Here is a 14,556-nt window from a genome sequence, read left to right on the forward strand (position 1 = left end):
CGCCTTCACCAGTTCGCTAACGCAGGGGTGACAGGACTTGAACCTGCAACCTGCGGTTTTGGAGACCGCTGCTCTGCCAATTGAGCTACACCCCTTTGGAACCCCGATGCTCTGAGGTCCCGAGGACGCATTCCATCGTCCCCACCGCCGTGGCGGGGATGACCGTAGTGCGTTCCGAGACCAGAAGTCTACGGCAACCCCCGAACAGCTTCGCAACCGCGCCCCTCAAAGCGGCGCGGAGCAGCCTTCCGCGGGGAAACTCCCCCACGGCCGACCCCATGATCGTGCCACGATGTCGCCATGAGCGCTCCCGCACCCTCGCCTTCGACTGCGACCCGCGTCTCGGCCCGCATCGGCGGCATCACGCCCTCGGCCACGCTGGCCGTCGACGCGAAGGCCCGGGAGCTCAAGGCGCAGGGCCGTCCGGTGATCGGGTTCGGCGCCGGGCAGCCGGACTTCCCCACCCCGGCGAACGTGCTCGAAGCAGCCGAAGCGGCCGTCCGGGACAAGGTCAATCACGGCTACACGGCCGCGGGCGGGCTCCCGGAGCTGCGCGAGGCGATCGCGGCGAAGACCGTCCGCGACTCCGGGTTCGAGGTCGACCCTGGCCGCGTCCTGGTGACCAACGGCGGCAAGCAGGCGGTCTACTCGGCGTTCGCGACACTGCTCGACCCCGGCGACGAGGTGCTGCTGCCCGCGCCGTACTGGACGACGTACCCGGAGTCGATCGCCCTCGCCGGCGGCGTCGCGGTGCAGGTCACGGCGGACGAGACGACGAGCTACCTGGTCACCGTCGAGCAGCTCGAAGCCGCCAGGACGCCCCGCACGAAGGTGCTGTTGCTCGTGTCGCCGTCGAACCCGACCGGCGCGGTGTACCCGCGCGAGCAGGTCGAGGCGATCGGGCGCTGGGCGCACGAGAACGGTCTCTGGGTCATCACCGACGAGATCTACGAGCACCTGGTCTACGACGGCACCGAAGCGCCTTCGCTGCCCGTGCTGGTCCCGGAGCTCGCGGACCGCACGATCGTCCTCAACGGCGTCGCGAAGACGTACTCGATGACCGGCTGGCGGGTGGGCTGGCTGCTCGGTCCGCAAGACGTGGTCAAGGCGGCGACGGCGTACCAGTCGCACTTGTGCGGCAACGTTTCGAACGTGGCGCAACGAGCCGCGCTGGCCGCGGTGAGCGGTCCGCTCGACGCCGTTTTCGCGATGCGCGAAGCGTTCGATGCCCGGCGAAAGGCCGCGCTTTCCCTGCTTTCCGAGATCCCGGGCGTGGAAACTCCGGTGCCGCTCGGCGCCTTCTATGTCTACCCGTCGGTGAAAGCGTTGCTGGGCAAGGAGATTCGCGGTGAACGCCCGGCCGACACGGTGGCGCTGGCCGATCTGATCCTGCGCGAGGCAGAGGTCGCCGTGGTGCCCGGTGAGGCGTTCGGGACACCGGGATACTTCCGGATTTCCTATGCGCTGGACGAAAACGAACTCACCGAAGGGATCTCCAGGATGGGCCGGCTGCTCGCGGAGGCACGGTGACCGTGATGCGCTTGGGAATCGCTCTTCCGCAGTATGGCCCCCTCGCGTCGATGGACGCCGTCACCGGCTTCGCCGCGGCCGCCGAGGAACTCGGGTACGAGTCCTTGTGGGTCGGGGATCGCGTGCTGGCCCCGGTGTCGCCGTCGGACTTCTACCCCGGCGGCACGCCGGAACGGCCGTACCCGCCCGAGTTCGTCACCTTCGCCGATCCGCTCATCTTGCTGACCGTCGCCGCGAGCGTCACGAACAAGGTCCGGCTGGGCACCAGCACACTCACCGGAACGGTGTATCCGGCCGTCGTGCTCGCCCGGATGCTCACGACACTGGATCAGGTGAGCGGCGGGCGTCTGGACGTCGGCCTGGGCATCGGCTGGCTTCGCGACGAGTACACGGCGACGGGCACGCCCTGGAAGGGCCGTGGCGGGCAGTTGGAGGAGCTTCTCGACGTCCTTCGGAAGTTCTGGACCGGCGACCCGCTCGAGCACGAAGGCGAGCGCTGGCGGATCCCGGCGGCGAAGGTGGGCTTGCGACCGGTGCAGAGCCCGCATCCGCCGGTGCTGCTGGGCGGGCTGTCGCCGGTGGCGCTGGACCGCGTCGGCCGCCGCGCGGACGGCTGGCTTCCCGCGGGACTGCCCGCGCCGTATCTGGCGAAGCTCTGGGAGACCGTGGTGAGCGCGGCCGAGAAAGCGGGCCGCGATCCCGGCACGTTGCGGCGGGTCCTGCGGGTCAACCCGAAGCCAGGAACCGCTCTCCAAGACGTCGCCACGCAGCTCAAGGCGGCTGCCGAGACCGGGATCGCCGAAGCCTTCGTCGACCCGCACTACCTCGCGCGGGACGTCGACCACGCACTCGATCTCGCCGCTGAACTGCGCGACCTCGTCCCCCACGGCTGAAGGCCCTCCCCGGTTCACCGGGAAGGGCCTTCCGAAGGTCAGGATTCGCCGTCGGCGAGCTGGACGAGCGCGTGGGCCTTAGCGGCGTACTTCCAGTTGCCGAGGTCCCGGACGGTCTTGATCTTGAGCTCGGCGAGGAGTTCGTCGTGCTTCTTGGTGAGGCCCTCGAGTGCGGACGGGGGCGCGTCCAGCAGCTCGTTGATCCCCTTGTCCTCCCACGCCTTGTCGACCAGCTTGGTCAAGTTCAGGCTCACGTTTTCGCCTTTCCTCGGTGCCAGGTACCCGCCCACTTTGAATGTGATCCATGTCTCAGGCAACCGGAGATCACCCGTTCACGCGTCGTTCACCGACGAGCGGACCGGTGACAAAGGTGACCCAGGTCGCGTACAACGAACGGGTGACGCAGCGGAGAACGGGCGGAGGCTGCCTCTTCCTGGTGATCGTGCTGTCCGCCCTGGGGATCGCTTACCACCTGTGGGAGCGTGGGACGTCGGTGACACCTGCCGGAGTGACCGTTTCGGACGGCTCAGGACGGTACGTGGCGCTGGGGGATTCCTACACGGCTTCGCCTGGCACCGGACGGCCCGTGGGCGCGCCGCCGGGTTGCGACCGCTCGGACAACAACTATCCGAGCCTGCTCGCCGCGAAGCTGCGCCCGGCCGAGTTCGTCGACGCGAGCTGCGGCGGCGCCACGACCGAACATCTCACCGGTGAGCAGAAGACCCGCGACGGCACGAACGCTCCGCAGCTCGACGCCGTCGACGGCGACACGACTCTCGTGACCGTCGGCATCGGCGGCAACGACGTGGGCTTCGTCGGCTTCGCGAGCCAGTGCTCGACGCAGGTGCAGACCGCTTCGCCCTGTAAGACCCAGCTGACCGCGGGCGGGCGCGACCAGCTGGCCGAGCGGATCACCGCCGCGGCGGGGCGGCTCGGCGGAATCCTGGACCAGATCCGCTCGAAAGCCCCTTCGGCGCGCATCGTGGTCGTGGGATACCCGACGGTGCTTCCGGACGACGACGCCGGTTGCTGGCCGGTCCTACCGGTCGGCGCGGGGGACGTGGCGTACTTCCGCGACTCGCTGAAACGACTGAACACCGTGCTGCAAGAGACGGCGAAGGACCACGAAGCGGGCTTCGCCGACATGTCGACAGCGAGCAAGGGGCGGGACATGTGCAGTGCCGCGAACCGGCGATGGATCGAAGGCCCCGCTCCCTCCGTACCCGCGGCGCCGCTGCACCCGAACGCGCGGGGTGCGGAAGGGATGGCGGAGGTCATCGGAAAGCTGCTCAAGCTGGCCTCGTGAGTGGCAAGGACGGTTCTAACCGTCCTTGCCACTCACGAGGGCTTGAGGTCAGACGCGGACGACCGCCTGCGCCTTGCCCAGGACGGCCTTGCCCTCGAACTTGGCGGTGATGTCGACGCGGGCGGTGCCGTCGTTGTTGACCACGGCGACCTTCCCGGTGAACTCGATCGTCGCCGCGCCGTCGTTCGGCACGACCACGGGGCGCGTGAAGCGCGCGAAGTAGTCGACGAGGCGGCCGGGGTCGCCGAGCCAGTCGGTGACGAGCCGCGCCCCGAGCGCCATCGTCAGCATCCCGTGCGCGATGACGTCCGGCAGGCCGACCTCCTTGGCGAAGGCCTCGTTCCAGTGGATGGGGTTGAAGTCCAGCGAGGCGCCGGCGTAGCGCACCAGCTGGTCGCGGGTGACGTCGATGGTCAGCGGGGTCAGTTCTTCCCCGGCGGTGAACGTGCTCACGCGTCCTCCCCTCGGACCACGAGCTGGGCGTTCGTGGTGGCGATCGGGCCGCCGTCGGCGCCGGAGATCTCGGCGCGCAGGTTGATGAAGTCGTTCCCGGCGCGGGTCATGATGTTGTCGATGTACGTGGTGAGCGACAGGACGTCGCCCGCGTGCACCGGCCGCGTGTAGGTGAACCGCTGGTCGCCGTGGACCATCCGCGAATAGTCGAGACCCAGCTCGGGGTCCGAGACGATCGCGTTGATCGAGGCGAGGTTGATGATCGTCAGGAACGTCGGCGGCGCGATGACGTCGGGGTAGCCGGCCGCCTTCGCCGCTTCGGTGTCGCGGTAGAGCGGGTTCGCGTCGCCGAGCGCGTCGGCGAACTCCCGGATCTTCTCGCGACTCACTTCATAGGTACTGGTCGGCGGGTACACCCGCCCGGTGAACGACTGGTCCAAGGCCACCCGAGCAGGCTACCGAACCCGGAAAAACCCGAAGCCGCCCTGGTGACCAGGGCGGCTTCGGGTGAGACAGGTAGAACCGCTAGACGCTCAGCGGGTCTCTTTGTGAGTCCGGTGCGTACCGCAGTTCGGGCAGAACTTCTTCATCTCCAGGCGATCCGGGTTGTTGCGCCGGTTCTTCTTGGTGATGTAGTTGCGGTGCTTGCACTCCTCACACGCGAGCGTGATCTTCGGTCGCACGTCAGTGGCAGCCACAGCATTTCCTTCTCTACTAGGCCTGGGATACCCAGGATTACCGCGTAGCGGTGGCCGGACTTGAACCGGCGACACAGCGATTATGAGCCGCTTGCTCTGCCAGCTGAGCTACACCGCCTTACATGAACCTGGCCGCGACACGCTTGCGTGACGCGGCTGAGGTTCTGAGCCCCTTTACGGAATCGAACCGTAGACCTTTTCCTTACCATGGAAACGCTCTGCCGACTGAGCTAAAGGGGCCTTGCCTCTCGCGAGGACTTGGAAAGATTAGCAGACTGGTTCAGGGGTCTTAACCGGGGGGCCGAGTACCGCAAAACCTCAGGTCAGCAGGGTCAGGACGGTCTCGGAGTGCCGCCCCGGCGAGCGTGCCGTGCGAGCCTGCAGCCATGCCTCCAGGCGGTCCTCCGGCAGCGGCCGCGAGATGAGGTAGCCCTGTGCCACGTCACACCCCATCGCCTCGAGCTGATCCCGCGCGACATCCTCCTCGACACCCTCCGCCACGACCGTGAGGCCGAGCGAGTGGCCCAGTTCGACGATGGAGCGCACCACGGCGAGGTCACCGAGGTCGGTGCCCATGCCGAGGACGAAGCTCTTGTCGATCTTGACCTGGTCGACCGGGAGCTGCCGCAGGTACGCCAGCGACGAGTAGCCGGTGCCGAAGTCGTCGACGGCGAGCACGATGCCCAGGGAGTGCAGCTCCCGCAGGATCGGCAGCGCCTTCTGCGGGTCGGACATCACACCCGACTCGGTCAGCTCGAAGGTGAGCAGCTCGGGCGGGATGCCGAAGCGGTCGAGTTCACGCGCGACCTTCGTCGGGAAGTCCTCGTCGGCCAGGTTCCGCACCGACAGGTTCACCGCGGCGGAGATGCGCAGACCTTCGTCGAGCCATTTGCGCACGCGCTTCAATGACTCTTCGAGCACGAACGACGTCAGGACACCGATGAGGCCTGCCGCTTCGATCGCTGGGACGAACTCGTCGGGGCCGAGCCTGCCGAACTCCGGATGCACCCAGCGCACGAGCGCCTCGACGCCTTGGATCTGGCGGTTCGGCAAGGTGATCTTCGGCTGGTAGTGGACGCTCAGCTGGCCTTCTTCCAGCGACTGCCGGAACTGCGTGACCATCTGGAACCGGCGCATGAAGATCTGGCCCATGCTGGCCATGTAGCCGCGGACCTCTTCGCCGCCCTTGGTCGCGCGGACGGCGACGTCGGCGCGCTGCAGGAGCCCGTCGACGTCGACCTGGTCGTCGTCTTCCGCCGACGAAGTGGCGTAGCCGATCATCGCGTTGGCTTCGACGGAGAGCCGGTCCACCGGGTACGGGGCGACGAGCTCCGCGCGCAGCAGTTCCGCGGCGGCCTGGGCGCGTTCCGGCGCGCAGCCGACGAGGAGCGCCGCGAAGGACGCGCCTTCGAGCCTGGCGAGCGGGACGTCGGGGCCGAGCGCGTCACGGATCCGGCGGCCCGCGGCGATGACCATCCGGTCGGCCCACACGTAGCCGAGTGCGTCGCTGACGGTGGAGAAGACGTCGAGGTCGATCCGGAGCACGACCGCGTCGACCTGTTCCCGCAACGGTTCCTTGGCGACCTGGCGGAAGCCCGGCCGGTTGAGCAGGCCGGTCAGCGGGTCGTGGTAGGCGTCGTGGCGCAGGGTCGCGAGGAGGCGCCGGTTGTCCAGCGACGTCGCGAGGTGGCTGGCCATCGTGCCCAGCAGCTGGACGTCGTACTTGCCGAACCCGCGCCAGCGGGACAGCCTGTCGTGCGCTTCGACGACGCCGAGGAGCTGGTTCGCGCTGCGCAACGGGACGACCAGCGCCTCCTGCGCGCCGCGGTCGAGCAACGCGGAGCGGACGTCGGGATTGGCTTCGGTGATCCGGAAATGCCGGACGTGCGCGCCGGGCAGGCGCAGCAGCGGGTCGTCGGCGGCCGGGTCGACGGGCGGCAGTTCGTCGCCCGCGACGACCATCCGCATGGTGTCCTTCGGTTCCAGCCGCAGCCTGAGCACGACCCGGCCGGCGGCGAGCTGGTCCTTGATGCGTTCGGCGATGGTCGCCCATTCACGGACGTCGACCCCGCCGACGAGTTCGTCGGCTCGCCCGGCGGGCCGCGCGGCGGCCTGTTGACCGGATCGCGCGACCATCAGGCTCACGTCGGACAGCGCTTCCATGTCGCGCTGCTCACGGAGCAGGTCCGAGTACGCCCAGTACAAAGCGGTGAGCCCGAGGAAGACGGCCAGTACGAGCGGCCAGGCCTTCGGCGTCCCGGAAATGACCAAATATCCGGAAAGACCGACCGAAGCGTTGACGAAGCCGACGACGAGGATGCGGCCGGTCAGCCGGATCGCGGTGCTGACCCGCATCCGTCGGCGCAGCACGCGGACGGCGGCGAGCGCGAGCAGCGTGCTGACCAGTGGCGCGGTCAAAGTGCCCGCCAGCGCGGCGATCCAGGTCATGTCGTGGGCGCCGGAGGCCTGCTTCACCAGTCCTGCCACGGCGAACGCGCCGGTGATCTCCAGCAGGAAGGCGCCGGCGTTGTAGAGCACGCGGCCCGCGACCTTGCGGGCCAGCAAGGTCCCGATGCCCGCCGCGAGATGGGCGGCGAGCACGACTTCGAAGGGAGCGACGAAGAATCCGATGACCAGCGGGATCTCGGTGAACGAGATCGTCCACGAGATACCGCTGCGGACGTCGACGTTGATGCCGAGCTGCTCGGCGAGGAGGAACGCGAGCGCGAGGATCGGCCCGATCCACAACAGGTCGTCCGAAGCCTCGAAGTCCAGCCAGAGACTGACCGCGGCCGCGGCGGCGATGCCCATGGTGAGGACCGCGAAGGTGTAGACGCGGAATCGTCGCTCGTCGGTACGAGCCTCCGTAACGGCGCCTCCCTTGCCCGCTGCCGCCTGTGCGGCGCTCCCGGGCCTGCCGTTCGTGTCCGGCATCCGACCTTCCTTCCCGGCTGCCCAACCGGTCTTGTCCTACCGCGACCTCGGGGACGAGGGCAATACAGTACCCCGGAGGGCGTACCCGAGTCCCATTCGAGACAGTATGAGATCACCCCAGGGTTAACAATGGGCGCGTCGCGCTGACCTGCGTGGACCAAGGGGTGAAATGGGAGCGTTATTCGCGTTCCTTCCGACTACCGGAAGTCACCTGGCGCCACGCCCCGGCCGATCTCGTGAAGTTCCCGGCGGACCCGTGAGTAGGGGCTTGAATAGCCCTATGAATAGCCACGCCATCGCCGCCGGGCATGCCGAGCGGCTCGCCACCGTGGACGCCCTGCTCCCCGAAATGCCTGCACTGGAGCCTGTCGAGGGCTCCGTGTCACTCTCCGCGACGGCAGGCGACTCGGCCGCCGCCGGATTGTCGGTACGGACCGAGGCGGGTCCCGATTCTGTTGACTCTCCGTGGCGGGCGCTCGTCGAACATCGCCTCGAAGCGCGACTCACCGGACCACGCCCGGAAGCGGCCCTTGACGCATTACTCACCCGATGGGATGAACATCTGAAGACCGTGGCCCCACCTGGGGATGTCGAGACCGCGGCGACCGTGGTGCGGCCCAGCCGGGACTCCCCCGGCTCGGCCGAACTGCTGCGCCGCGGCTTCGCGCCGGTGCTGGTGATCGCGGTCCGCCCGGCCGACCGGCTCGCCGTGACGGGACCGCCCGCCACTCCCGGAGTGCACATCCGGCCCGCCGTGGCGGATGATCTCGAAACCGCCGTCGGACTCGAACTGGAATTGCAGCGTTATGACGCGCAGTTCGGTTCTGTCACTTTGCGCGAAGGCGCGGAGGAAACGATCACGGCGGAGCTGTCGAAACACGTCGGCCGCGAAAATCCGACGTTGTGGATCGCCGAACTGTACGGCCGCCCGCTGGGCATGGTCCGGGTGCAGTTCCCCGGCGAGACGGGGTGGATCGGCGGCCGGGTGGCGGCCGACCGCGTCGGCTATCTGTCGTCGCTGGCGGTCGCCGAACCGGCGCGATCGAGCGGAGTGGGGACGGCGCTCGCCGCGCACGCGCACCAGGTCTTCGACGAATGCGGCACCGAAGCCGTGCTGCTGCACCACGCGTTGGCGAACCCGCGCTCGACGCCGTTCTGGTACGCGCAGGGCTACCGGCCGCTCTGGACGTACTGGCAGCGCCGACCCGCGGTGCCCTGATCCCGATAGGCTCATTTCGTGAAGAGGGACGATGACGCGGCCCCGGTGGCGCCGACCGGGGTCGACACCGAAAAGCCTTCCGCGGCGAGGATCTACGACTGGTTCCTCGGCGGGACCCACAACTGGGCGGTCGACCGCGAGTTCGCCCGTGCGCTGGAAAAGCAGTGGCGGTGGGTCAAACCCGGCGCGCGGCACAACCGCGAGTTCATGAACCGGGTCGTGCGCGCGGCCTTGAACGCCGGGATCCGGCAGTTCATCGATCTGGGCTCCGGTGTCCCGACCGCCGGGAACGTGCACGAGATCGTCCAGGAGGAACTGGAGCCGGGCGATACGGCGAAGGTCGTGTACGTCGACTACGAGCCAGTGGCGGTGGCGCACGCGGAGCTGATCCTCGAACGGCACGAGGCGACCGACTGGGCCGGGATCATCCAGGCGGACATGCGGCGGCCGAAGGACGTCCTGCGGCATCCGGAGACGCTGCGGCTGATCGATTTCGACCAGCCGGTGTGCCTGATGATGATGGCCGTCCTGCATTTCGCCGGGCCGCACGACGATCCGCCCGCGCTCGTCGCGACCTATCGGAACGCGCTGGCGCCCGGCAGCTGGCTGGGGCTGTCGCATATGAGCTTCGGCGGCCAGACGGGCCAGGACGCCGACGGGCTCCACTGGATGGTCGAGCAGTACCGGAAGACGAGCAACCCGGTGTGGATGCGGGACCGCGAAGAGATCGAGCCGCTCTTCGGGGACTGGCCGCTGCTGGAGCCCGGCGTCGTCCACCTACCCGACTGGCGGCCGGTGCGGGAGCTGCGGCGGGACGAGGAAGGTGCCCGGCCGTTCGCTTGGTGCGGGGTCGCCGTCCACCCCTGACATCCGACCTTTGCGTCCAACACGTCGCGTTTAGCCCCCTAAACGCGACGCGTTGCGCGCTAGAGGTCGGAGGGCAGGGTGATCGCTGACGGCGAACGCGGAAAGGAAACAAACGGGTCGATCGGAGAGTTGAGCTAGACAGACTCAACTAACCGAGGAGTGCACAGATGACCGACAACCGCCTCCTGCCCGTCCTCCCGCTCGATGACGACGTCGTGCTGCCGGGCATGATCGTCCCGCTCGACCTCGCCGACACGGAGACGCGCGCCGCGGTGGAGTCCGCCCAGGCCACCACGCCTGCCCAGGCTTCCTTCCCGGGGATCCGGTCCAGCGCCGCCACGAAGGCCGAAGTGCTGATCGTCCCCCGCGTCCACGGCGAGTACGCCGGACTCGGCACCATCGCGACCGTCGAGCGCATCGGGCGTGTGCCCGGCGGCAAGACCGCGGTACTGCTGCGCGGCACCCGCCGCGCCGTCGTCGGCCACATCGCCGACGGTCCCGGCGCCGCCCGCTGGGTGCACGCCGAGGTCGCCGCCGAGACCACCGACGACAACTCCGCGAAGCTCGCGTCCGAGTACAAGTCCGTCGTCATCGCGATCCTGCAGCAGCGCGGCGGCTGGCAGATGATCGACGCCGTCCAGGAGGTCGAGGAGCCATCCGCGCTCGCCGACCTGGCGGGCAACTCGTCCTACCTGAAGACCGAGCAGAAGCTCGAACTGCTGACCACGCTCGACGTCTCCACGCGGCTGGAGAAGGCGCTCGAATGGAGCCGCGAGCAGCTGGCCGAGCTCGAGGTCACCGACACCATCCGCAAGGACGTCCAGGAGGGCATGGAGAAGCAGCAGAAGGAGTTCCTGCTGCGCCGCCAGCTCGAAGCCATCCGCAAGGAGCTGGGCGAACTCGACGGGACCGCGAACGACGACGACTACCGCGCCCGCGTCGAGGCCGCCGAACTGCCGGAAGCGGTCAAGAAGGCCGCACTGTCCGAAGTGGACAAACTGGAGCGGACCTCCGACCAGTCCCCGGAGGGCGGCTGGATCCGCACGTGGCTGGACACCGTCCTCGAACTGCCGTGGAACGAGCGCACCACCGACGTCCACGACATCGCGGCCGCGCGCGACATCCTCGACGCCGACCACGCCGGTCTCGACGACGTGAAGGAACGCATCATCGAGTACCTGGCCGTGCGCAAGCGTCGCGCGGAGTCGGGGCTCGGCCCGGTCGGCGGCCGTCGTTCGGGGGCGGTGCTGGCGCTCGCCGGCCCTCCCGGGGTCGGCAAGACGTCGCTCGGCGAGTCCGTGGCGAAGGCGATGGGCCGCAAGTTCGTCCGGGTCGCGCTCGGTGGCATCCGCGACGAGGCCGAGATCCGCGGTCACCGCCGCACCTACGTCGGCGCGCTGCCCGGCCGGATCGTCCGCGCCATCAAGGAAGCCGGGTCGATGAACCCGGTCGTGCTGCTCGACGAGATCGACAAGGTCGGCGCCGACTACCGCGGCGACCCGACGGCCGCGCTGCTGGAGGTGCTGGACCCGGAGCAGAACCACACCTTCCGCGACCACTACCTCGAGGTCGAGCTGGACCTGTCCGACGTCGTGTTCCTGGCGACGGCGAACGCGCTCGAGACCATCCCCGGCCCGCTGCTGGACCGGATGGAGCTGGTCACCCTCGACGGCTACACCGAGCACGAGAAGGTCACCATCGCCCGCGACCACCTGCTCCCCCGCGAGCTGGAGCGTGCCGGTCTCGGCAAGGACGACGTCACGCTGACCGACGGCGCGTTCAGCCGCATCGCCGCCGAGTACACGCGGGAAGCCGGGGTGCGCAACGCGAACCGGACCATCGCGAAGGTGCTGCGGAAGGTGGCGACCAAGGTCGCACTGGACGAGGTCGAGCTGCCGCTGACGATCGACGCCGACGGCCTCGAGACCTACCTCGGCCGCCCGCGGCACCTGCCTGAATCCTCACTGCCCGCGTCGACGCAGCGCACGTCGACCCCTGGTGTGGCGACCGGCCTGGCCGTGACCGGCGCCGGCGGTGACGTCCTCTACATCGAGGCGTCGCTGGCGGATCCGGAGTCGGGCTCGACCGGGCTGTCGCTGACCGGCCAGCTGGGTGACGTGATGAAGGAGTCGGTGCAGATCGCGTTGTCGTACCTGCGCTCGCGCGGCGCCGAGCTGGAACTGCCGGTCGGCGATCTGAAGGACCGCGGCATCCACGTGCACGTCCCGGCGGGCGCGGTGCCCAAGGACGGGCCGAGCGCCGGAATCACGATGACGACCGCGCTGGCGTCCCTGCTTTCCGGCCGGGTCGTGAAGTCGGACGTCGCGATGACCGGTGAGGTGTCGCTGACCGGGCGCGTGCTGCCGATCGGCGGGGTCAAGCAGAAGCTGCTCGCCGCGCACCGGGCGGGGATGAAGACGGTGATCATCCCGCAGCGCAACGAACCCGATCTGGACGACGTGCCTGCCGAAGTGCTGGCGCAGCTGGACGTCCACGCCGTGGCGAACGTCCGCGACGTCCTGGACATCGCGCTGGCCCCGGCGACGGCTCCGGTCGCCCAGGCGGCGTAACAGCGCGAGGCCCGACAGCCCTGAAGCCCCGGATCCTGCCCAGGATCCGGGGCTTTCGGCGTTCCGAGATCCGGACGAACCCGGACATTGCTTCGCCTTAAACTCCCTATCACATTTTGATAACGTGTATTGCGTGCCACCCAGCAGGGGTGCGTGATCCTTGAGAGGGCAAGGTCATGAGTCAAGGAATTCTTTCCCCGTTGCGGCCGAGGCGCAGGTGCGTTTCAGCCGGTCAGATCGTCTGTCTGAGCATTCTCACCGGTTTCACCGCGGCGCTGACCTTCGCCGGCACCAGTGCCTCGATCGCCGCGGGCATCGCCATCGCCCTGTTCGGCGCCGTTCTCCGCCACCCTGTGCCCGCCAGGGTACCCAGGTGAACACCGAATCGGAGTTCATGGCGCGGCTGCGTGAACTTCGCGACCGAAGCGGCCTCAGCATCCGCGCGCTGGCCGCCGCGACCGGTTGGTCCCGCAGCACCTTGGCCGACCTGCTGGCCCGGAACACCTTGCCCGGCAATGAAAACCAGATGAGGGCCCTGCTGCGCGCGCTGCTCCGGTCGGTTCCCGGAGAGCCGGGGATCGACGAGTATCTCGCGGAGTGGCGTCACCTGATCGGACGTCGCCACCACCGCAATGGCGGATGCGCGCCGATCGATCGGATACTGCTCGCTTTGGCCGTCGCGGAACAGCGCGGCGGGGCCGACGCGCCGGGGCTCCGCAAAGCCCGGGAAATCGTGCTGAACGAGGGTTCCCTACGAAAGTTCTCTTCTCGCGGTGAATACGCCGCGAATTCACCTGGAAGTCCCGTTCCGCCCGTACTCTCCGACCCGCTCCTTCCCGCACCACCACATCAGCGGATGTCTCGGAGGCATGAGTGAAGCGACGGAATTTCCTGCGCGCGGCCGTGGTCGGCGCCGGTGTCACGGCGTTCGGAAACAGGCTCTCGGGAGCGGCTCTCGCCGCGCCCGCCCAGAATGGACCCAGCCCGTACGGCGCGCTCCAGGCGGCCGACGCGAACGGGATCCAGCTGCCGGCGGGATTCACCAGCCGCGTCATCGCGCGGTCCGGCCAGCAGGTCGCGAACACCGGGTACACCTGGCACAGCGCCCCGGACGGCGGCGCGGTGTTCGCCGACGGCAGCGGCTGGATCTACGTGTCGAATTCGGAGATCACGCCCGGCGGCGGGGCGAGCGCGATCAAATTCGACGCGAGCGGGAACATCACCGGCGCCCACCGCATCCTCTCGAACACGCGCCAAAACTGCGCGGGCGGCAAGACTCCTTGGAACACCTGGCTTTCCTGCGAGGAGATCGACCTCGGGTTCGTCTACGAGTGCCAGCCGAACGGCCCGGCCACGGCCGCCGTCCAGCGGCCCGCGATGGGGAAGTTCAAGCACGAGGCGGCGGCGGCCGACCCGGTGCGCAAGGTCGTCTACCTGACCGAGGACACCTCGGACGGCTGTTTCTATCGCTTCGTCCCGACGACGTGGGGCAACCTCTCCGCCGGAACACTGCAGGTGCTGAAGGCGGGCACGGGGACCTCGGGCAGCTTCACCTGGGCGAACGTGCCCGACCCTGACGGCTCCCCCACCGCCACCCGCAACCAGGTGTCCGGCGCGAAGCGGTTCAGCGGCGGCGAAGGACTGCACTACGCCAACGACACCGCGTGGTTCACCACCAAAGGTGACAACCGCGTCTGGCAGCTCAACCTCACGAACAACACCTACGAGCTGGCCTACGACGACTCGCTGGTCAGCCCCGGCTCGGCCCCGCTGACCGGCGTCGACAACGTCACCGGCACCTCCTCGGGTGACCTGTTCGTCGCCGAAGACGGCGGCAACATGGAGATCTGCATCATCACGCCGAACGACATCGTGGCGCCGTTCCTGCGGATCAACGGCCAGAGCTCGTCGGAGATCTGCGGCCCCGCGTTCACCCCGGCGGGGAACCGGCTGTACTTCTCGTCGCAACGCGGTACCTCCGGTTCGTCCTCCGGCGGGATCACCTACGAGGTGACCGGCCCCTTCCGTTCCTGAGTGCCTGTTGGTGAACCCGCGCCGCGATAGCGGGGCCTTCGGCCGGGCGGGT

At 68.7% G+C, this 14,556-nt stretch carries 13 protein-coding genes and 3 tRNA genes; 8 read left to right on the forward strand and 8 right to left on the reverse strand.

All coding sequences use genetic code 11. The features are described from left to right. Window positions 1–22 precede the first annotated feature (22 nt). Window positions 23–95 (reverse strand) — tRNA-Trp (locus tag BLW75_RS20710). Between the two features lie 205 nt (window positions 96–300). Here BLW75_RS20710 and BLW75_RS20715 point away from each other — a divergent pair. Together BLW75_RS20715 and BLW75_RS20720 are read left to right on the forward strand one after the other, a co-directional pair. Next, a complete protein-coding gene (locus BLW75_RS20715; protein ID WP_034304179.1) occupies window positions 301–1,530 on the forward strand; it encodes a pyridoxal phosphate-dependent aminotransferase in 1,230 nt (409 codons plus the stop codon). After that, window positions 1,527–2,423 (forward strand): TIGR03619 family F420-dependent LLM class oxidoreductase, encoded by an 897-nt coding sequence (locus BLW75_RS20720; RefSeq protein WP_034304177.1) that lies wholly within the window; start codon window positions 1,527–1,529, stop codon window positions 2,421–2,423. The genes BLW75_RS20715 and BLW75_RS20720 overlap by 4 nt, the downstream gene beginning before the upstream one ends. A 38-nt stretch (window positions 2,424–2,461) precedes the next feature. On the opposite strand, the gene BLW75_RS20725 is transcribed toward BLW75_RS20720, so the two are convergent. Continuing rightward, entirely contained in the window at window positions 2,462–2,677 is a 216-nt protein-coding gene (locus BLW75_RS20725) for a hypothetical protein (protein ID WP_034304175.1), read from the reverse strand. Window positions 2,678–2,793: 116 nt separating this feature from the next. On the opposite strand from BLW75_RS20725, the gene BLW75_RS20730 reads away from it, so the two are divergent. Continuing rightward, window positions 2,794–3,729 (forward strand): SGNH/GDSL hydrolase family protein, encoded by a 936-nt coding sequence (locus BLW75_RS20730; protein ID WP_091597943.1) that lies wholly within the window; start codon window positions 2,794–2,796, stop codon window positions 3,727–3,729. 48 nt (window positions 3,730–3,777) lie between these two features. Here BLW75_RS20730 and BLW75_RS20735 read toward each other — a convergent pair whose 3' ends face one another. The 6 genes from BLW75_RS20735 to BLW75_RS20760 all read right to left on the reverse strand — a co-directional run bounded on the left by BLW75_RS20735 (window position 3,778) and on the right by BLW75_RS20760 (window position 7,814). After that, on the reverse strand, window positions 3,778–4,182 hold the full coding sequence (locus tag BLW75_RS20735; protein ID WP_034304173.1) for a MaoC family dehydratase: 405 nt from the start codon (window positions 4,180–4,182) through the stop codon (window positions 3,778–3,780). Continuing rightward, a complete protein-coding gene (locus BLW75_RS20740; RefSeq protein ID WP_034304171.1) occupies window positions 4,179–4,628 on the reverse strand; it encodes a MaoC family dehydratase N-terminal domain-containing protein in 450 nt (149 codons plus the stop codon). The genes BLW75_RS20735 and BLW75_RS20740 overlap by 4 nt, the downstream gene beginning before the upstream one ends. Before the next feature lie 87 nt (window positions 4,629–4,715). Continuing rightward, window positions 4,716–4,880, reverse strand: coding sequence for a 50S ribosomal protein L33 (gene rpmG / locus BLW75_RS20745; RefSeq protein ID WP_005152047.1), 165 nt, complete (start codon window positions 4,878–4,880; stop codon window positions 4,716–4,718). A 45-nt stretch (window positions 4,881–4,925) separates the two neighbouring features. Beyond that, window positions 4,926–4,998, reverse strand: a tRNA-Met gene (locus tag BLW75_RS20750). 49 nt (window positions 4,999–5,047) lie between these two features. Continuing rightward, window positions 5,048–5,120: transfer RNA gene (locus tag BLW75_RS20755), tRNA-Thr, on the reverse strand. Window positions 5,121–5,198: 78 nt separating this feature from the next. After that, window positions 5,199–7,814: a putative bifunctional diguanylate cyclase/phosphodiesterase gene (locus BLW75_RS20760; RefSeq protein ID WP_034304169.1), complete on the reverse strand. Its 2,616-nt coding sequence runs from the start codon at window positions 7,812–7,814 to the stop codon at window positions 5,199–5,201. 280 nt (window positions 7,815–8,094) lie between these two features. Here BLW75_RS20760 and BLW75_RS20765 point away from each other — a divergent pair, with 280 nt between their 5' ends. The 5 genes from BLW75_RS20765 to BLW75_RS20790 all read left to right on the forward strand — a co-directional run bounded on the left by BLW75_RS20765 (window position 8,095) and on the right by BLW75_RS20790 (window position 14,504). After that, the gene (locus tag BLW75_RS20765) at window positions 8,095–9,033 is read left to right on the forward strand and encodes a GNAT family N-acetyltransferase (RefSeq protein ID WP_034304167.1); all 939 of its coding nucleotides are present in this window, start codon (window positions 8,095–8,097) and stop codon (window positions 9,031–9,033) included. A gap of 18 nt (window positions 9,034–9,051) precedes the next feature. After that, window positions 9,052–9,900, forward strand: coding sequence for an SAM-dependent methyltransferase (locus BLW75_RS20770; RefSeq protein ID WP_034304165.1), 849 nt, complete (start codon window positions 9,052–9,054; stop codon window positions 9,898–9,900). Window positions 9,901–10,067: 167 nt separating this feature from the next. After that, window positions 10,068–12,470 carry an endopeptidase La gene (lon, locus tag BLW75_RS20775; protein WP_034304163.1) on the forward strand — a complete coding sequence of 801 codons (2,403 nt, stop codon included), beginning with the start codon at window positions 10,068–10,070 and terminating at the stop codon, window positions 12,468–12,470. 373 nt (window positions 12,471–12,843) lie between these two features. Next, window positions 12,844–13,347 carry a helix-turn-helix domain-containing protein gene (locus tag BLW75_RS20785; protein ID WP_034304161.1) on the forward strand — a complete coding sequence of 168 codons (504 nt, stop codon included), beginning with the start codon at window positions 12,844–12,846 and terminating at the stop codon, window positions 13,345–13,347. Next, the gene (locus BLW75_RS20790; RefSeq protein ID WP_034304159.1) at window positions 13,344–14,504 is read left to right on the forward strand and encodes an alkaline phosphatase PhoX; all 1,161 of its coding nucleotides are present in this window, start codon (window positions 13,344–13,346) and stop codon (window positions 14,502–14,504) included. The genes BLW75_RS20785 and BLW75_RS20790 overlap by 4 nt, the downstream gene beginning before the upstream one ends. Window positions 14,505–14,556: the final 52 nt, after the last annotated feature.

Origin of the sequence: Amycolatopsis lurida (assembly GCF_900105055.1) — a bacterium.
Lineage (GTDB): Bacteria > Actinomycetota > Actinomycetes > Mycobacteriales > Pseudonocardiaceae > Amycolatopsis > Amycolatopsis lurida.